Consider the following 18,126-nt stretch of genomic DNA (forward strand, 5'->3'; position numbering starts at 1 on the left):
TAGAATTTTTGCTCGTTTTTTTAGGAGATGGCTCTGGCTCTGGTTTTGGTTCGTAGGTGGCTAATATTGCACTGAGTTTTTGGATTTTCTCCCATAGCTCTACTATCAAGGCTTCTTTTGCCTCGTTCGATAGTTGTTTTAGGTCGGGGAGTTTTTCCATTCCTTTATCTAATGTCTATCTTGTCTTCTTGTCAAGGGGGTTGAGCAATTACGAATATTTATTACTATCCCGATGTGATGGTAAGCTGCGATGAACGGGACAAAGCTTTTAAATCATTTAAAAAATATCCTTGTTTAATTATCGAGGTTTTGTCTGATGGAACTGAAGGATTCGATCGCGGAGATAAGTTTGCTGATTATCAAGAATTAGAAACGCTTCAAGAGTATGTGTTAATTAGTCAAAAGCGGCAGCGGGTAGAGTGTTTCCGCCGCAATGCTGAGGGGTTGTGGGTTTTACATTCTTACACGCAAGGAAGTGAAATTCACTTAGCTAGTGTGGATTTTCGCACTAGCATGGATGCTATCTATGAGGATGTAATCTTTACCAACGAAAGTCATTCGGCGGTTGAAACCGCAACTACACAAACGAAGTCCGCGCAACGCGAGACTGAAGAGTAGAATGGATATTATGGCAGGATTTGGTATCATGTCTATGCCTGACTCAATATTTCCAAAAACTCCTGCACAACTAAATCGGGTTGTTCGCTGCATCGGGTAGCGTCGTAATGTTTGATAAGACTGATGCTAGAATCTATAGAAAGCCCGCACATTTCATCTTCTGTTGTGTTTTGATGGGATGATTCACTGTCAATTTTCAGCATTCCTAACTTGTTTTGGTGGAAAATCAGAAAGTCAGCTTCTAGATTCCGTCTACCTTCCGGTGTTGCGAGTCGGAGTTGGGAGTTGGGGATGAAGAGTGTGGAAGTGCGATCGAGCATTTCGGCAATTTTCACTTGTGCGTCGGAGTTAAAGCAAAAACCGTTCCAGTCAATTTCGTTTTCAGAGTCAGATAATTTAGTTTCACCGTCAGCGTTTATAGTTTTATCTAAATCAGCTTGAACATAGTCAGCTTCACTTAAATTTGCAAATAATCTTGCTCCACTGAGGTTTGCTCCACTGAGATTTGCACCAGTGAGGTTAACTTCTATCGTCAGATTTCGCTGTAGATTCACTTTGCCTCGTCTTAAATATCGTTTCAATACTGACTTGAGATTATCTTTTTTGACTTTTTCTTCTAGTGCTTTTGAAAGTAGCTTCCACAGTTTAGCACCAGCATCTTTGATATAATCATATTCATATTCAGCACTGGCTGCAATTTCTTTATAAGACCGCCCTTCCCAAGATTGACGAAACACTATCTCTTGAACTTTGTTGAGGCGATCGTAGTTAAGGGCTGTTTCTGCGATCGCTATGGCTTCGTCAACTGTCATATGTTAAAGTCCCTTCATAGCTAAAATTTCTACCTCATACCAGATTTTAGCATAATACTCCCACCACTTGGTCTCTAGACCTGGTTATTACTTTTGTACTACTTTTAAAATACTTTTATATTACTTTTTTGAGTCTTAAGACAGATGTGGATTTGATAATATGGAATCTAATCAACAGAAACAGTGTTTGTGTTGGAGTCTCATAGAATATTCCAGCCTCGATCAAATATTGTTAATAATTAATTAACAGGAAGCTTCATGTTAAGTAAAAAATTGCTAACATTCAGTTTAATTACCTTATCTTATATTGGTAGTGTAGGAGTATTGTCTACTTTAACTACTGGCTGTGACTTGATAAAACAAGATAAATCCTTGTCTGCAAGTAAAGCAGAAAAAATAGTGAATAAATGGAAATCTTCTCGAAGTGGCACAATTCAGATATTAGGAGTACGTGAAAATCCAGATAATACTGCTGTAGCTACCTTACAAGCTTCCAATTTAATAGTTAAAACAGACTTTCTTGGCACAATAACGGAGAAAAAATTTTCGGGGCCGGGCGAAGCTAAATTCTCGCGCTATACCGATGGAAGTTGGGCGCTCACAGGATTGTTTTTTGGCAATGATATATTGGATAGCTTTTGGTTTAAGGATCTCAATATAAAAGATGATTAGGTGAAACTCGGCAAAAATCAACGGTACTAGCTTGATGTCGCTCTCAATAACATCAGGCTGGTTATTAGAAAGCTATGTGACTGAACAACAATTATTAGTAGAAGAGGAAATTATTAATGTCATCTGGTGGTAGCGGTGGTAGTCCCATACCTTGGAAAAAAATAGCAGGAGTTAGTCTTTTAGTAGTACCTATTGTGATTGGCACAGCCACCTTTCTTTTTGGAGATACAGTGCTGTGTAAGTTGAAAGGCGTGGATGTTGGCTTTCTGAAATGTGATAATCCATCAGAATCTAAAGCTACGACTGAAACCCCATCGTTACCCCCCAAATTTCCCCCTTCATCTGAACCTGTTAAACAAGAGCCTATTTCTTCTCCATCACCGACATCAACTCCTTCTCCTGTGTCGGTGACTCCAGTGCCAGTTTCGCCATCGCCATCTCCAGTAAAACTATCTGCTGACAAAAAGCCCTGCACAGTAGAGCAAAATGGCAGTACCGTAAACCTTGGTTCTTTGGAGCATTCTTGCCCCTTCGCTGGTAATGTTAGCTCTAATAATTTAGAGAATCGTTATCGTTTCAAGATAGATAATCCCAGTAATATCAGCCTATTTTTAGATGACGTGAATAGCGAAGTAGAAATGTTTCTATATTCAGATAGAGATGGTACAGGAGTAATTCAATATCAACTTGAAAATATATCTGCTATTAAGTCAAAAACAGGAGTAATTGAAAAAGAATTGGGTGTGGGAAGCTACATTCTTGTTGTAAAAATGAAAGCTAGAGAGACCCCATATTCACTGCAAATAATTAACAATACAAGTCAAATAGAAAATGTTGGTTATTTAGAGGAAAAAACGATTCCTAAAAACGGGAGTATTAATTTAAAACACAGACAGAAATTTTACAGTTTTCAACTGGCAAATCCTTCGAGCATTAGTCTGTCTTTAGGTGGCGTTAATAGCGAAGTAGAAATGGTTTTGTATTCAGACAGAAATGGAACAGGAGTAATTCAATATCAACTTGAAAATACATCTGCTTTTAACTCAAAACCAGGAATAATTAAAACCAATTTAAGAGTAGGTAATTACATTGTTCTTGTACGGTCAAGACTTAGAGATACCGATTACACTCTTACTATGTCTGCTCCTTAGTGAATCATTAAATTTCTCTTTTTTCGTCAATTTTTTCTCTAGCCACTCAAAAGCAATTAATATGACTATCACTCAAAAAAAATCCAATCTTCTACCTTGGAAATGGGCATTAATTTGTGCTGGCTCGACAGTATTATTAGTGCTAGATGGATTTCGATTCTCGAATTTAATCAATCCTAAAATTTTTTCAACTTCTGTAGCTACTGCTATTTCTCAAAACTATGTTGCCAAAAAATTGATAGGTCAATGGCAAACAAAAGTTTCAGGTCAGTCTTTAATATTAATTTTCACACAGGAAGGAAAGTTATTTATGTTGGATACGCCTACTTCGGCTACCGAAATGAAGTATCAGATTAACGTAAATACTCAACCAAAGAATCTAGATCTATTAGTAGGATCAAAAATTGTCGCAAGGACAATTTTTGATTTCACGGCGGACGGTCAGTTGCGTTTAGAATTAGATAATATTGGAGAATCTCGACCCACATCTTTTAGTTCCAATACAAGGGTATTTCGGAAAATATCTGAGCAAACGCTACTGCCTGCGAATGTTAGAGTAACTAATCCCGAAGATCAACAAAAAAAAGCCAGACAAACAGAAGCAAAAATGTATGTTGGTATGATGAATCAAGCACAACGAGCTGCTTACGCCGAAACCAATCGTTTTGTATCTAGAATAGATAAATTGCAACTAGGTATGAAGTCAGAAACAGAAAATTACTCATATAGTATTGTTTTGGGCAACGATAATCGTTTTGCTCAATCAATTGCCTTAGCTAAGATAGAGGGAATAAGAAACTATACAGGTATAGTAGTTTTAGCTAAGACAGCCAGTGGTCAATCAACTACTGAACACATACTTTGTCAAAGTAATGAACCTTCAAAAAAGCTTCCAGGAAAACCAACAGCTACCAACTCTACAAATATAAAATGTCCTCCTGGCTATTCGTTAGTACCGTGAAATTTTCCTCAAAATCATCAGATTTTATCTTTTATCCCAGTCCGCGCAGGCGGACTTTGTTCGTGTAGACGCGATTTCCAATCGCCCCGAAATTGGTAATTTGAATATCACCTTCACTCCTCCGACTCAAAATCCACGCGATCGTAAATATCACCCAACGACATCTCAAACTCCACACAACTCAATTTCAACACCGCATCAGCACCATCATACTCAGACAAAATCCACTTATTATCATCCGTCTTCACAAACTGTTCGACGTGCATTTCATATTGATCGATCAAAACATACTCCCGAAAACTAGGAATAGAACGAAAAAGTTTAAATTTTCCACCCCTGTCATAGTCCGCCGTCGATTCCGATAAAACCTCAGCTACCATCACCGCATTAGTAATCGTATCTTTCCTGCCCTCAGCAAACTCCAACTTACCCGCCACCAACATCACATCAGGATAAGTATAAACTCGCTTCGACGGTATCCACAAACGCAAATCGTTTATATATACTCGGTACGGTTGTCCTTTCGTAGCAAAATTCAAAGTCCCGCTCAAATTAAGAGCTATTTGATTGTGATTTGGTGTTCCGCCTGTCATAGGGATTATCCTGCCATCCTGATATTCACTTCTAAATTTTGCCCCCTCTTCCAGCATTAAATAGTCTTCAGGAGAGTAATAAATTTGTACTTTATCCTCAACTTTGTCTTCAACTACTTCTGCGCGGATTTCTGTTAATGCCGTCATACTAAATCCTCATTTGCTGATACTCACAATTATAGCCACATTATCTCTAAATCGAAACTACTCCTCATCGATGGATTCAATTACCTCTCCCTCAAACTCAAAACCCCTCTCCATACCATCAAAATATTTGTCATAATTAGCCTTGATCCACAGTGCTGCTTCCCCGTTTCCTAACTCCACAGCTTTATCAATTATCTTGCAATCTGTCAGCGAAAATTCGATCGCTTTCATTGTCTTGAAACAATCCCAAACCACCTTTGGCACCGATACCGGCGACACCGCATACCTCAACAATTCCCGTGCATCCTCGGGCGAAATAATTACATTATTTTCAACCCAGATCGTACCCACATCTTCTTCGCTTTCCCCTTGCCAATTAACCTCGCCGCTCAAAACATAACCCCAAGGTTCGATAAAATTGTCAATCAGATACTGCAACCATTCCACATAATCATAAAATTTTTCCATGCCGTTCCATTTAATCCCCCCGCCGTCAGCAGTCGGAATCCACTTACACCACAATCCGGGCTGAGTCTTTGGCGGGCGGTTGTAATTTACGATCGACAATTCCGACTCTTCATCCCAGCTTTCGTTGACAAAATAGCAACCTTCTTCGCCCAAAGGCAAACCCACGGCTGTTCTCGCCGCATCGGGAACATCTTGCAAAATTTCAGGATTTCGCTTCATTCGCCTCGTCCGAGAAAACTCTAATAAGTAAAGAGTTTCGCTGTCCAATAACCGCTTATTTAAATTAAATATTCCGTCAAAGGTTGTAGTGTATCCCATGATTTTTATCTATTATAAATGTAGGCGCGATTGAGAGAGTATTGGTGTAAACTTAAGACTAAGACTATTTGTATTTCTGGTTTATCGCTGAGTCTAGATCCCCCTAAATCCCCCGGATAGTCGGGGGACTTTGAGTGTTCTTATTCCCCCCTTTTTTAGGGGGGTTAGGGGGGATCGAGGTGGCTCATCATCAGACGATATACTGATACTACAAGTACCAACCCTACTTCGTCTTGTCCAAATTCCGCGACTCCAACCAAATAGGAATTGCAATCCAAGCAACTGTTAATAGCAAAGCAACTACCGCAAATTGAGCAGCCCAACCTACTAACTTCTCTAAAGACACAACTTGTCCTAGGAAGTATGACAAACTTACCATTACGGATGCCCAGCTTGCGGCACCCAAAATATTGAAGAATGAAAATTGCAAAAAGGGCATTTCTGCAATACCCGCTAGGGGACTGGCAAAAATTCGCAGCAGTGCGATGAAACGGCCTAAAAATACGGCTTTAGCCGCATTTTCGCTAAACTTTTCTTTTAAGTCAAACAGTTGTTCTTCCCGAAAGCGGAAAATTTTTCCCAGCTTCAGCAGTAGCGGCCAGCCGCCGTATCTGCCGATCGCATAACCAAAATTTCCCCCCACAGTCGCACCGGCGATCGCGCTTCCGAGCACGTACCAGTAATTCAGTTCCCCGCTGCCGGCTAAAAACCCGCCAGCAATCGTAATTGTCTCGCCTGGAAGAGGGACTCCCAGATTTTCTAGCAAAATCCCGAAAAATACAGCCCAGTAGCCGTAATCTCGCGCTAATTGCTGAATAGTCTCTAACGATAAAAACTCAAAAGACATTTCGATATTGCCTTCGTAAACTTTTGCAAAGCTCAATACTTTTATATATTGGCTCGATTCGGCCAATAGTGCAATCTTTCGCTGTGATGAAAAACACACTACACTTGCGATCGCCAGCCAAACAAAAAAATAGCCTTCAACGCATTATAGATAAATATGAGAATAGTTGCGGTTGCGTTCCGCCCATTGCCATCAAGGCATCCTACTAAATTTATCACTCCCGGCGATCGCCTGTGCTTTCACAGCAGTCCCGATCGCGCATCCTACAAACCTTAGCTAAAATCCGCTGATGCTGTTGAGACGTTTCAGCAAGTGAATTCACTTATTCATACTTTACAATCGTAGGATAACTGCTATGGAATTTTCCAACTTCAACGAACACATCATCCTGCAACCTCACAACTGCCTCGACTCCCAAGCAGGCAACCTCATCCAGCAACAGTTAGCCGAGATTTTGCCCGATCGCCCTCAACTCTGGGTAATAGACATGGCCTACGTAGATTTTATCGACAGTTCCGGCTTGTGCGCCCTAGTCGGCGGACTCAACGCCGCCCGCCACCGGGGATGTCGCCTCGTCATCTGCAACCTCTCATCCACAGTCAGGCTCATTTTTGAAATTACTCAACTCGACCAACTCTTTGAAATTTTTGACAGTTTCGAGCAAATTATCTCAACAGAAACTCCCGCTTTAGTTGCTTAATAAAAATCAAGCGATATCCGGTTAATTGCCCATAATTATGTTCGTAGTAAGGACTTTAGTCCTTATTTATTAGTCAAGAGAGGACTAAAGTCCTCACTACAAACATTAAGAAGTAATTTGTAGGTCGTAATTTATTAGTCAAGAGAGGACTAAAGTCCTCACTACGAACATAAAGAAGTAATTTGTAGGTCGTAAATAGGCTTATTTGTCAAGCAATACCAATGACAAACAAATAAATCCGGCACTTGAACGCCGACCGAAGCGATCGCAGGTGCAGCCGGAAAAGGCAAAAGTCGATCGAAACAAATCCTGTCTCCAACGAACCCGAACTGCATCAAATAAGTCGCCGGCGGCGCATTTAAAAGAGCCACGAGCAAACGGTAAGCCAACTCGTACAACTGCTGCCGCCAAACATCAGACAAATGCAGCGGTTGAGAGTAAGTCAACTCGCCCGACAACTTGTCAGATTCCCCAGCGATCGCCTCAGCATACAGCGGCCCCTTTGCCGTCAACACCACCGGCAGCCAAAAATTGCCATCGCCGACGGGCACTTGTAGTTCCTGAGCCACTCGATCGCGCGCAGCCGACACATTAGCAGCAAATCGAAACAGATTTTGACCCGGAAAAACCAGGTTGGGCGGAACATCGAGCGTCAAAGGGCAAACGATCGCCCCCGAAAGAGCGATCGCGCCAGAATTGAGTTCAGAAACCGCACATATCTCGACTTCAGTTAAAGGATCCGATTGAGCGATCGCAGCCTTGAGGCGATCGGCCGAGCCTTGTTCGTAGCCTGCTACAATCCAAACTTTAGGCATTGCCAAAGCTCGGCATTTGAATACCGCGATCGTCCTCAGGATCGACGCTGGGCAGATCCAGGCCCTTAGCCTTGCGGTTGCGTACCGCCAGACGGTAAGTCACGCTCTGTAACTCAGTGTGCAACTGGTTGTTTTCCTTTTGCAGTTGCTGCAACTTTTCCTTAATCGGCTCGATCCGCTCAGCAAACTTCTGGCGGTAAACTCCCGGCAATTCCTGAACCACCTGTTCGAGCATTCTAGAGCGATCGGTCAATTCTTGCACCGACTGTCGCAGTTGGTAAACCTCAGCATCGCGCTCGGCGATTTGTTCTTGATAAAAACCAACTTGCTCTTCCACGGCTTGCAATTGTTCTCGCATCGCCTGCATTTGAGCTTGGTGGCGATCGGAAACTTCCGGCGCCGGCACAAAACTGGAATTTCCCTTGACCAGTCTGAAAAGTTCTTGAGATAACTGCTGCACCAATTGGTCGCGCATTTGCAGCTCTTCGGTCAGACGAGATACCTCTGATTGCAGTTCTTTTGAGCTTACAAGTTTAGTCTGATTCACAATGACCCTCAGTTTTTACGATATTATATATTTCTTTAAAATATCTTTACCTTACCTCAGAGGCAAGAGGTACTTGAAAAGTTTTGAACCCGCAGTCGCTAGAGCGATCGGTGACACATCAACGGCCAAGCCTAGTTTAACCCCGATCGGCACCAACGTCAGTCAATTTTATATTTTAGATTGGGAATTACTGATTGGGTAAGGGTTTGGAGCGCGAGCTGATAGTTGCATTCTTTTTCTGAACTGAAATTACATAAAATCGTCGGTTTTTTGTCAAGAAACCTGGTTTCTTAGCTTTTTCTGGCAAGAGTGCGAATTCTCAAGTCTAACCGATCGCCCCCGAGAGCACTTTCCCAGCTTCATCCAAGGTACTGCCAAAACAGATAATTCCGTCCTCGTGACCGGCCATGGCCAGAATTTTGCGATCGGCCAAATTCTCCTCCTCAAAAAGTCTAAACATTTCTAGCGCCATTTGAGGAGTACCGTAGGGTATCTCTTTTCTAGTAGTAGGAATTTTAAACAGCAGTTGCTGCCACAGTTGAGGATTGTGAACGTGAATTATCGCACGCACATCATCTCTGCGAAGGTACAGTGCAGCGTGAGTTAGCGACTCCGACGAAGCTGGTACGGGGCCGCGACAGCCGAGGAAATTTTGTTCTAAGTTAAATTCGGTAACAGTACAATAAAATTCAGGCCCCAGATTTGGCAAGTGTGCCGTCTGGGTGCCTGAAATAATGAACTGGCAAGAATTGCCAATTCTGATACTGATGTTACCAAAACCAATACTATTTTCGTAGACGCCTATTAGTCCCCAAGAGTGGAGTCGATCGCGCCAGTCCATCAAATCTGCTATGTTCTCGGCAGCTAAAGGATTTGCCTCTTGCCATTCGCAGCGGTACTTAACGACTCCTTCATCCATCTATTTTTATTCCTAGCAAATCCACGACACACAAGTCAGGTTCTGAGACTTCACCGAAGTTGTCAAACTGTTTTTTTGTCTGCTGCCTTCTGTCGAGAGTGCCTGAGTGCCTTCAATAATTTACATTCCTGTGTCACCGTAATTGGCGATCGACATTAGCAAAAAGTATACTACGCAAGAAGAACAAATTATTCCAAACATCATAAGTCTAGCCTCAACAGGTCATTGCAAAAGTGGAAGGTAAAAACACACGCTTTCAGGCTGGGAGTTTGATTCTTGGCTCTTGCTAGATCGAGTCTCTTATGTGAAACTATCTAACGTCCCTCAACAAGTTATTGCTTGAGATTACAGTATTTCTACTGAGGTTGTTAACCCTCTCAACAATATTTAACGATCGAGTAGTCCTTTATCCGGGAACTTAGGTAAAATCAACCGTACATTTACTTATTTTTTATTATATAGATATTTAAGTGAGCTGAACACAAAATCAAAAAAGTTTACCAAATCAACACAAATGCCAGCCGATCTGGAGTTGTTAATTGCCGAAAGCCTTGCTAGTGTTGGTTTTCCCTTTTCTCATACAACGCCATCAGGTTCAGCTAAGACCTACCGCTGGCAAAAACAAGCTGAAACCCTCGTTGTTATTGATATTCCCTTTGATCGTATCGCTCAATGAGTTCAGTTAAGGCCCTGAACCCTATTGTCATCTAACTCAATACCGTTTACTGGTATAGCGCCCTGGAGGTAAAATCCTCTGAAAAATAGATACGGAGATTGCTTCGTTCCTCTCGAAGGACAATCTTAAGCAAACCGTATTGTCATCTAACTGAATAGCTGGTAAAAGTATAGTCATTTATAGACATGAGAGGCTTCGAGTCCCTCCCCCTTCGCTTTTACTTTGAGCGGATTGACCCGCCTCGGCTGAACTACGCAGCTCTCTATCCCATTGCTAAAGGCATTTGGGATTGCTTTTCTGAGGATATTGTAAGAACCGTTAACATCAGAGTTAATTAATTGACCGATTGATGTTCTGTACAATCCTCTTTTGATTCGCCTGCCACTAAATATGACATTCGACGCATCAATATGTCCGTAAACAGGAATTGGATCTAGGTTCAAAAAGCTCGACTTAGAGGTGTAAGACTCTTCTTGAACTATCACTTTAATTCCCACCAATCGAGTTTTGTATTCCAACATCTCAATTAGTCTAGCGTGAGGAATATTGACAAAGTTTTGATTAGTGCGTTTGGACAGGTCAATTCTGGTTTTCCACTGTGCATTTTTGCCAATTACTAGCGTCCCAATTTGATGCGCCGTCAAAATATCGACGATTAATCGGCTGGTGTGATGCAAGTAATTATCTACTTTTTGGTGGCGACACCGGGTCAAGCGTCCAAGACGTGATGATGTCTGGCTATTTCCTTTTAATTGAGACTGCAATTGGGCTTTACGTTTGTTGTAGAACTGGTTAATCGATTTGAGTGGTCGCCCGTTAACCAAAAGAGGGATAAATCCCGGTTGATTTGATGTTAGCGCCACTAAATTGTCCAGTCCCAAATCAATACTAGCTACGAAGTTGTTAATTCTAGCGGTGGACTCCGGTTCATCGTAAATTACCTCAATTACATAAGCATCGCATTTGGGAACCAATCTAACTTGACAGATTTGTTCGGGATTTACTTTGGTTTTGATTGAGATCTCAGTACCCGAAAGTTTAATAATTCCACTTTTCAACTGTCTGCTACTAATCGCTTGCTTTGTATAAACGAGGATGTTTCGACCTTTTACTTTATCTTTGTACTTCGGTAGTTTGGGACGACCAGTAAATTTAGAGGTATCTTTTTTGTAAGCTTTGAGAGCTTCAAAAAAAGATTTCCAGTTTTTATCTAACAACATCAAGATTTGCTGGCTTACTTTTGCGGGCATTGCTTTGTAAGCTTCGTGAGATTTCATGAGGCGATTCATTTCGTTGTAATTGATGTAGCCCCATCCATACACAAAGCTTTGACGGATCGCATAATTGGCAGCATTATAAAGATTCTTCGATTTGAAGGCTAGTTCGTCAATCTGAGCAAAACGGTGTTCGGTAGATTTGATGATGTGACGTTCTGTTAGCTGCATTCTGAACCTCCTTCTTTGGGCTCGGCGATTGTGGGGAGTAGTCAACTATAATTAAACCACTTTCTGTCTGTCATGCCGGATGTGGCAAATGCCAGAGGGCTTGGACGCCTCCCCATGCGGTTGTGTAACTTATTATTGTTTTAGCGTAGTTTGATAGTTTTATTTTTAACATCCTGATTACAGGATACCACAATCGCTTATCCCTGCTTACAAACTGAATGAAGTTTTATAATACCATTTTTCTAAAGATCCGATAGAGTTCGAGGATGACAAGACATTGTAATTTATACACTTTCCCTGTTTGCTAAAGTCTGTCATAACTTTAAAAAAATGGTAGAAGCGTTGTTCCTGCAACATCTGCTCGCCCCAAAAAAGCAAGCCGATCGAGCCACTGCTCGATCGGCTAAACTCTTCTGTGGAGGGCTCGCGCCCGCAGCCCTTTAAATGTGGAAATGATACAAAATGCTGCCGTCGTCTTTAATTTCACAGTTGGCATTAAAGACTTCAGCTTGTTGGTTCAAAAAACGCTGGGCGACATCCGGCGACAGCCGCGTCTCCATCGCAAACCGTACCAGAGTGATTTCGCCGCTGCCTTCCTTGATCAGTCGGTACAAAGCACTTTGGAGCCTTTCGCTCTCTTCTCGCTGAAAAGCTGCTTTGTTCCTCCAATCCGCCACTGAAGGAATCAAACCGCGACTTACCAAAATCGCTAACAGCAGGCCAACTCCCACAATCAGAGGCACAGTTGGATCGCTCGTGGGCGTCGCCACAATTTGTGGCGCTGTAGCGGCGGCCAAACTGCTCACCATTTCTTTTTCCGAGGCTTGCGTATCCGCCATCGCAAGCTGAGTTTTGTTGTAAACGTCTTGCTGAAGCTTCATTTGCTGCAACAGGCGAGCGCGCTCTCTTTCGTATTGGTCGAGTTTTTGCTGAGCTTGTTTCAGGTCTTGAGTGACTTGTGCCAAGCGTTGGTTGAGCGTCTGATTGACTGATTGCCAGCGATATCTGTTAATCAGCCGGCTTTTTTCAACCATGCCCTTCATCAACATATCCGCTGTTTTGATTGCTTGCTGCTGATCGAGCGATCGATACCCAACAGCAATCTCTAGCGGTTGTTCCGGCTTAGAAATCTGGACGCTAGCATTTTGTCGAACTTGCTGTGGCGACAGTTTAACTGCATCTGCCACTGCTTTGACAACATTATCTGCCAGCAGAACATCTGGAGTTAGTTGTTCTCCCTGCTTGAGAATTGTCGTGCCGGTGCTCGAAAATTTAACCGGCGGATTGTTAGAAGTGAGAGTGCCTTGGGCCATGAATCCGGGCGGCGGAGCTAGGCGGTAGGCAAGGGCCCCTGAAATACCCATAATTACAGCGAAACTGCCTAAGGCAATCCATCTGTACTGATTTGCTGAAGATCTAAAACGTAAATTTCCCATTTTGATAGTCAAATCATAACTTTCACTTTGCTTGCAGCTAGTCCCAAACCAAAGAGCGATAGTCTCTTTCTTGTGAGTGAAATTGACTGCTGAAAAATTCCTCAGATTGTACCGAAAAGCTCTCAAATTGGCTTTTCAGAGTTGCCAATATTCATGTTCGGAAAAAAGCATCGCAATGGTGTGTTTTTTCGTAAATCTAACCTCAGTCTTATCTTTAGGAATTCTCAGAAAATTACTGGGCGATCGGGATTTGGGAAGTTTGCTGCCACCAGCAGCTCATCGCGAGAGTCTGCTCTCACGAGCTTTGCCGTGTTTGTTGGCACTCAAAACCTTGACCTTTTCGCCTGTGGCAATCCTCCAGTTATTTTACTTCTTGCTGTGCGTTTTGCGGAAGCGATCGCGCAGATGCGTCGTTACTCGATCGCAGATAAGAGCAAGTCGCAATAAATTTTTACTTTGGTTTAGGGGCGACGTTAGTTCTTTGACACTCCTCGGCCTAAAGGCACGAGGATTCTTTCTTCACTGGGACTCCAACGAGTTTACCCTCAGAAAGCATCTTGACCGTATGCCCTACGGCTGCAAGTCCTCTAATTAGAACTACTTGTGCTGCTGCGACATCTCGATCAGTCGTGTACCCACAACTAGAACAAGAATGAGTGCGTTCCGACAATTCTTTCTTGCCTGTTTCGACACCACAACTAGAACAAATCTGGCTTGTCTTGTGAGCGCTTACTTTTTGAAAGTAGACACCGTGCTTAAAACAGACTTGTTGCAAAATCGTAAAAAACTGACCCCAACTCGCGTCTAGACAATGCTTACCTAACATTGCTCTAGACAAACCAACTAAATTTAAATCTTCAACGAATATCATTCCCGCGTCTTCGCAGAGCTGGTGTGCCAACTTCCAATGCCAGTCTTTACGACAGTTAGCAATATACTCGTGCAGCTTGGCAACTTTCTTCTGACCTTTCTTCCAATTATTTGAACCTAACTTTTTTCGGCTGACACGCTTTTGCAGCAATTTAAGCTTGCATTCGGCGTCTACGAAAAACTTGTGGCGCTTAACTAAAAGACCGTTGGAAGTAGCTATGAAATTAGTCAGTCCAACATCAATCCCTAGCGCTTCACCGTGTGGCATAACTGCGGAAACCGAAACATCCCATTGCAGCGTTAGCATTACGTACCAACCGCTAGCTCTGCGAACAATTCTGGCTTGCTTGATCGTCGCTCCGTCAGGGATGGGACGCGATTGATGGAGTTTAACCCAACCAATCTTGGGCAGTTTAACTTGGACGCCTTGAACTGGATTCACACCCATCTCTGGAAACACAAAAGACCGCATCGCACCTGCTTTTTTGAAGCGGGGAAACCCGTGCTTCTGTTCCCACATACTCACGAATGCTTTTTCCAACCTTCTTAAGGTCTGCTGTAGAACGTGTACTTGAACCGAACCCAAAGCAGGTATGTTCGCTCTGGCTGCGGTTAAGCTTTTGCACTGACTGGCGTAAGTCGGACGCTTTGTTTCCGCAGGGATGATAAATTCAGAACGGATAGAGCAAGCGTTAATCTGACAACTGCGAGATTGAAACCAATGCTTGCGTTCTGCGAGCGCGTAGTTATAGACGCGACGACACTGCTCTAGCCAATCTTCAAAGATAGCTATCTGCGCTGTCGTTGGTTTCAATTTGAACTCGTAGGTTAAGTTAAGCATTTACTCTGTCCTCCTAACCTAATTATAATATCGTGAGTAAACACCCGTTTGATTATTCACGATGCTTAACTAAAGTCGCCCTATAAGGGCGAGGCTTGCACCCAACCCATTGGTAAGCATATTTCTACCCATCACAGTTACAGAAAGCCCAGTAATCTGGTTTACAGACTCGAACAGCTAAACTCCCGCTTTGAATAACAAACTGCCAATTTTGTCTAATCCTCTCAAATCAGAGCTGGTCAAACAATGAAAAAAACCTTAAATATTCTTCCTAAAAAGTTACCAAGTCAGAATTATACCACGTACCAAGACTGTTTGCTACACATAAAAAAGTTGTGGAGCAGGCCGCGAGACCTACTCCACATCATCATCATCATCACGATGATTTGACAAAGGTACGATCGACCGTACCGACGAAATTTCAGAAGCCGATCGGCAAAATAAGACCCTCGCGGGCCATAACAGCCTTGGGAAAAGCGATTTGCACGTCTTCGGCGATGCGATCGAGAAAATCGTCAGTATGAGCCGGATCGTGGTGAAAAATCACCACCCGTTTCACCCGTGCCTCCTTAGCCATTCTCACCGCTTCCTGCCAAGTCGAGTGTCCCCAACCCACCTTCGGAGACTTGGGGTTGTGATATTCCTCGTCGGTGTACATCGCATCGTAGATCAGCACGTCAGCATCGAGGGCTAAATTGTACACATTTTCATCTAGCCGATCGGGAAAATGTTCTGTATCCGAACAGTAAACAACAGAACGTCCCTGCCAAGTCACCCGATATCCCATAGCAGTATTCGGGTGATTCAGAGAACCAGTTCTAATCTCAATATCGTCCAGCATCATCGTCTGGTTGTGATCGATCTCGTGAAAAGTCAGATCTGCCGGCAAACCCATCAGCGGTACCGGCGAATTGGAGTGCAAAACCCGTTCGACGAAGTGCCGTTTCAGGCAATCTCCATCGGGGGGAATTGCCCCATAAATATCAAAGCTATTGCCGCGAATGAAAGCTGGGGCGAACATCGGGAACCCTTGAATGTGATCCCAGTGATAGTGAGTAAAAAACATATAAGCTTGCACGGGCATTTCTTGCAGCAACTGGTCTCCCAGCATCCGCAAGCCAGTTCCGCCGTCAAAAATCAAGCGTTTTCCACCGACTCGCATTTCCAAACAAGAAGTATTGCCACCGTAGCGAACAGTTTCCGATCCGGGTGTCGGAACACTGCCCCGCACGCCCCAGAACTGTACTACAAAATCATCTATACCTTTTATTGCTTCGGAGGGTTGAGGGCAATCAACGGGATTTGCCACTACAGAGGACAAGCTGATTTCCATTTTAAAATTCAGACTTTAAGGTTCCACATTGTCCGTGATGGCGCAGCAGATGGTCGCACAACACTAAAGCTACCATTGCTTCGACCATTGGCACAGCTCTTGGTAAAACGCAAGGGTCGTGCCTTCCTTTTGCCGCCAGCAGCGTTGCTTCCCCCTCTCGGGTGACTGTGCGCTGTTGCTGGCGAATTGTTGCAGTTGGCTTGAAAGCCGCGCGCAGAATGATATTTTCACCGTTAGCAATGCCACCCTGAATTCCACCGGAGCGATTCGTGACTGTACGAATTTCTCCTTGTTCATCAGTATAGTATTCATCATTATGTTCGCTGCCCAAAAGCAGAGTCCCCGCAAAGCCCGAACCAATTTCAAAGCCTTTGCTGGCGGGTAATGACATAATCGCTTTGGCCAAATCGGCTTCGAGTTTGTCGAATACTGGCATTCCCAGGCCTTTGGGTACGTTGCGGGCGACGCATTCGACTACGCCGCCGATCGAATCTCCACTGTCGCGAACTTTTTCGATCAGTTCAATCATTTTGATGGCGCATTCGGCATCGGGACAGCGAACGATGTTGCTTTCTACTTGTTCTAAGGTAACAGTGTCCGGGTCGGCGACGCATTCTAAGTCTTTGATGCGTTTGACGTAGCCGACTATTTCTACGCCTGCTGCTTGTTGGAGAATTTTTTTGGCAATCGCCCCTGCTGCTACTCTACCAATTGTTTCTCTCGCCGACGATCGACCTCCGCCTTGCCAGTTGCGAATTCCGTACTTAGCATCGTAGGTAGCATCAGCGTGGGAAGGACGGTAAGTTGTGGCCATTTCGCCGTAATCTTGGGGGCGAGTGTCTTGATTGCGGACTAAAATGGCGATCGGCGTTCCCAGAGTTTTGCCTTCAAACACACCCGACAGAATTTCGCAGGTATCTGCTTCTTTGCGGGGCGTGGTAATTTTGCTTTGGCCGGGGCGGCGTCGATCGAGTTCCGCTTGAATTTCCGATGGGTCGATCGACACCAGAGGCGGGCAACCGTCAATTACCACTCCCACACCGCCGCCGTGAGATTCCCCAAATGTCGATATCCGAAATAGATGCCCAAAGCTATTGCCCATGCTGCTTTTCCCTGAAACTTGATAATTTTTACTTTAACTGGAAGATAGATTTCTCAAATATAGATTTAGAGTATTTTAAAGAATATAGCATTGAGCAGCAGGAGACGGTGGTTCGGGCAACACAGAAGTTCGATCGCTGTGGGGAGGGGGAGAATTGGGAGAGGGGGAGAATTGGAAGAAGAGGAAAATCTCCCTTCTTCCCTTGCACTAACCGCAGTTACATCCGTTACATCCGTTACATCCGGTACATTGCTCGTTGCCGAACTTCCTTCATCTTTAATCTTCGTGTTCTTCAAAAGGATCTCTCAATTCCTTAGCAGGAGGGCCGAAAGCCGTGTAGATCGAGAAACCGGTGATTGCCACCAGACACATACCGAGAGAAATGCCGAGAACTGCTGCTGGTTCCATATTGAGGAGCGATTATGAGTTATCCCCTCTATAATATTACAAAAAATAACAATTCGTCTAAAAGTCTAGTAATTTGAGGCGCGGTACGGTATGGCAGCCTCTGAGTGGGACAGGGAGAGGGGGAGAGTGTCCGAGTGGGGGATCTGAGAAATTGCGATCGCAATTAGCGGTGGAAATATGTCAAACTTTTCTGTAGAGATTCATTGCAGGTGACTTATGGCACAACGGACTTGGTTGGGAGACAGACTCAAACCCCTTAACTCAGAATACGGCAAGGTAGCCCCCGGTTGGGGAACCACCCTATTGATGAGCGTTTTCATTGGACTGTTTTTCGTGTTCTTGTTGATTATTTTGCAAATCTACAACTCTTCTCTGATTCTAGAGAATGTGGACGTTGATTGGTCGAGTCTCGGCCGCTAAACTTTGAGCAGCGAAATTTAAGACTAA

Annotated in this window: 23 protein-coding genes; 9 read left to right on the plus strand and 14 right to left on the minus strand. The window is 43.6% G+C overall.

Going from position 1 to position 18,126, the window contains the following annotated elements:
* Positions 1–216: 216 nt before the first annotated feature.
* Positions 217–618, plus strand: a complete 402-nt coding sequence (locus QZW82_RS18845) for a Uma2 family endonuclease (protein WP_366665051.1) — start codon at positions 217–219, stop codon at positions 616–618.
* A gap of 32 nt (positions 619–650) precedes the next feature.
* On the opposite strand, the gene QZW82_RS18850 is transcribed toward QZW82_RS18845, so the two are convergent.
* Positions 651–1,430: a pentapeptide repeat-containing protein gene (locus QZW82_RS18850; RefSeq protein WP_293151046.1), complete on the minus strand. Its 780-nt coding sequence runs from the start codon at positions 1,428–1,430 to the stop codon at positions 651–653.
* Positions 1,431–1,688: 258 nt separating this feature from the next.
* Here QZW82_RS18850 and QZW82_RS18855 point away from each other — a divergent pair, with 258 nt between their 5' ends.
* From QZW82_RS18855 to QZW82_RS18865, 3 genes are all read left to right on the plus strand, one after another.
* Positions 1,689–2,102 carry a hypothetical protein gene (locus QZW82_RS18855; RefSeq protein ID WP_293151048.1) on the plus strand — a complete coding sequence of 138 codons (414 nt, stop codon included), beginning with the start codon at positions 1,689–1,691 and terminating at the stop codon, positions 2,100–2,102.
* 116 nt (positions 2,103–2,218) lie between these two features.
* Positions 2,219–3,253, plus strand: coding sequence for a hypothetical protein (locus QZW82_RS18860; RefSeq protein WP_293151050.1), 1,035 nt, complete (start codon positions 2,219–2,221; stop codon positions 3,251–3,253).
* Between the two features lie 61 nt (positions 3,254–3,314).
* Positions 3,315–4,214 carry a type IV pilin-like G/H family protein gene (locus QZW82_RS18865; RefSeq protein WP_293151052.1) on the plus strand — a complete coding sequence of 300 codons (900 nt, stop codon included), beginning with the start codon at positions 3,315–3,317 and terminating at the stop codon, positions 4,212–4,214.
* Between the two features lie 113 nt (positions 4,215–4,327).
* On the opposite strand, the gene QZW82_RS18870 is transcribed toward QZW82_RS18865, so the two are convergent.
* The 3 genes from QZW82_RS18870 to QZW82_RS18880 all read right to left on the minus strand — a co-directional run bounded on the left by QZW82_RS18870 (position 4,328) and on the right by QZW82_RS18880 (position 6,587).
* Complete coding sequence (locus QZW82_RS18870; RefSeq protein ID WP_293151054.1) at positions 4,328–4,954, minus strand: Uma2 family endonuclease; 627 nt, start codon at positions 4,952–4,954, stop codon at positions 4,328–4,330.
* Positions 4,955–5,011: 57 nt separating this feature from the next.
* On the minus strand, positions 5,012–5,740 hold the full coding sequence (locus tag QZW82_RS18875) for a hypothetical protein (protein WP_293151056.1): 729 nt from the start codon (positions 5,738–5,740) through the stop codon (positions 5,012–5,014).
* A gap of 223 nt (positions 5,741–5,963) precedes the next feature.
* Complete coding sequence (locus tag QZW82_RS18880) at positions 5,964–6,587, minus strand: DedA family protein (protein WP_293151269.1); 624 nt, start codon at positions 6,585–6,587, stop codon at positions 5,964–5,966.
* Between the two features lie 355 nt (positions 6,588–6,942).
* On the opposite strand from QZW82_RS18880, the gene QZW82_RS18885 reads away from it, so the two are divergent.
* Positions 6,943–7,287 carry an STAS domain-containing protein gene (locus QZW82_RS18885; RefSeq protein WP_293151057.1) on the plus strand — a complete coding sequence of 115 codons (345 nt, stop codon included), beginning with the start codon at positions 6,943–6,945 and terminating at the stop codon, positions 7,285–7,287.
* Between the two features lie 161 nt (positions 7,288–7,448).
* On the opposite strand, the gene QZW82_RS18890 is transcribed toward QZW82_RS18885, so the two are convergent.
* Complete coding sequence (locus QZW82_RS18890; protein ID WP_293151058.1) at positions 7,449–8,102, minus strand: hypothetical protein; 654 nt, start codon at positions 8,100–8,102, stop codon at positions 7,449–7,451.
* The gene (locus QZW82_RS18895) at positions 8,095–8,649 is read right to left on the minus strand and encodes an Npun_F5560 family protein (RefSeq protein WP_293151059.1); all 555 of its coding nucleotides are present in this window, start codon (positions 8,647–8,649) and stop codon (positions 8,095–8,097) included. The genes QZW82_RS18890 and QZW82_RS18895 overlap by 8 nt, the downstream gene beginning before the upstream one ends.
* A gap of 73 nt (positions 8,650–8,722) precedes the next feature.
* On the opposite strand from QZW82_RS18895, the gene QZW82_RS18900 reads away from it, so the two are divergent.
* On the plus strand, positions 8,723–8,851 hold the full coding sequence (locus QZW82_RS18900; RefSeq protein ID WP_293151061.1) for a hypothetical protein: 129 nt from the start codon (positions 8,723–8,725) through the stop codon (positions 8,849–8,851).
* A 123-nt stretch (positions 8,852–8,974) separates the two neighbouring features.
* Here QZW82_RS18900 and QZW82_RS18905 read toward each other — a convergent pair whose 3' ends face one another.
* Positions 8,975–9,568 (minus strand): class II aldolase/adducin family protein, encoded by a 594-nt coding sequence (locus QZW82_RS18905; protein WP_293151063.1) that lies wholly within the window; start codon positions 9,566–9,568, stop codon positions 8,975–8,977.
* Between the two features lie 514 nt (positions 9,569–10,082).
* Here QZW82_RS18905 and QZW82_RS18910 point away from each other — a divergent pair.
* Positions 10,083–10,244: a hypothetical protein gene (locus QZW82_RS18910; RefSeq protein ID WP_293151066.1), complete on the plus strand. Its 162-nt coding sequence runs from the start codon at positions 10,083–10,085 to the stop codon at positions 10,242–10,244.
* Positions 10,245–10,417: 173 nt separating this feature from the next.
* On the opposite strand, the gene QZW82_RS18915 is transcribed toward QZW82_RS18910, so the two are convergent.
* On the minus strand, positions 10,418–11,689 hold the full coding sequence (locus QZW82_RS18915; RefSeq protein WP_293151069.1) for a transposase: 1,272 nt from the start codon (positions 11,687–11,689) through the stop codon (positions 10,418–10,420).
* A 440-nt stretch (positions 11,690–12,129) separates the two neighbouring features.
* A complete protein-coding gene (locus QZW82_RS18920; protein WP_293151072.1) occupies positions 12,130–13,053 on the minus strand; it encodes a hypothetical protein in 924 nt (307 codons plus the stop codon).
* A 225-nt stretch (positions 13,054–13,278) separates the two neighbouring features.
* On the opposite strand from QZW82_RS18920, the gene QZW82_RS18925 reads away from it, so the two are divergent.
* Positions 13,279–13,572, plus strand: a complete 294-nt coding sequence (locus QZW82_RS18925) for a hypothetical protein (protein WP_293151075.1) — start codon at positions 13,279–13,281, stop codon at positions 13,570–13,572.
* 49 nt (positions 13,573–13,621) lie between these two features.
* On the opposite strand, the gene QZW82_RS18930 is transcribed toward QZW82_RS18925, so the two are convergent.
* The 5 genes from QZW82_RS18930 to psbN form a co-directional block, all read right to left on the minus strand.
* Entirely contained in the window at positions 13,622–14,836 is a 1,215-nt protein-coding gene (locus QZW82_RS18930) for a transposase (RefSeq protein ID WP_293151078.1), read from the minus strand.
* A gap of 421 nt (positions 14,837–15,257) precedes the next feature.
* Positions 15,258–16,169 carry an MBL fold metallo-hydrolase gene (locus QZW82_RS18935; RefSeq protein ID WP_293151081.1) on the minus strand — a complete coding sequence of 304 codons (912 nt, stop codon included), beginning with the start codon at positions 16,167–16,169 and terminating at the stop codon, positions 15,258–15,260.
* Between the two features lies 1 nt (position 16,170).
* Entirely contained in the window at positions 16,171–17,271 is a 1,101-nt protein-coding gene (aroC, locus tag QZW82_RS18940; protein WP_293151084.1) for a chorismate synthase, read from the minus strand.
* 65 nt (positions 17,272–17,336) lie between these two features.
* Positions 17,337–17,567, minus strand: a complete 231-nt coding sequence (locus tag QZW82_RS18945; protein ID WP_293151087.1) for a hypothetical protein — start codon at positions 17,565–17,567, stop codon at positions 17,337–17,339.
* Positions 17,548–17,679, minus strand: coding sequence for a photosystem II reaction center protein PsbN (gene psbN / locus QZW82_RS18950; protein WP_193971847.1), 132 nt, complete (start codon positions 17,677–17,679; stop codon positions 17,548–17,550). Before psbN ends, QZW82_RS18945 begins: the two co-directional genes overlap by 20 nt.
* A gap of 216 nt (positions 17,680–17,895) precedes the next feature.
* Between psbN and psbH the strand changes: the two genes are divergently transcribed.
* The gene (psbH, locus tag QZW82_RS18955) at positions 17,896–18,099 is read left to right on the plus strand and encodes a photosystem II reaction center protein PsbH (RefSeq protein WP_293127124.1); all 204 of its coding nucleotides are present in this window, start codon (positions 17,896–17,898) and stop codon (positions 18,097–18,099) included.
* The last annotated feature ends 27 nt before the right edge of the window (positions 18,100–18,126 follow it).

The sequence above is a fragment of the Microcoleus sp. bin48.metabat.b7b8b9.023 genome, assembly GCF_013299185.1.
Lineage (GTDB): Bacteria > Cyanobacteriota > Cyanobacteriia > Cyanobacteriales > Microcoleaceae > Microcoleus.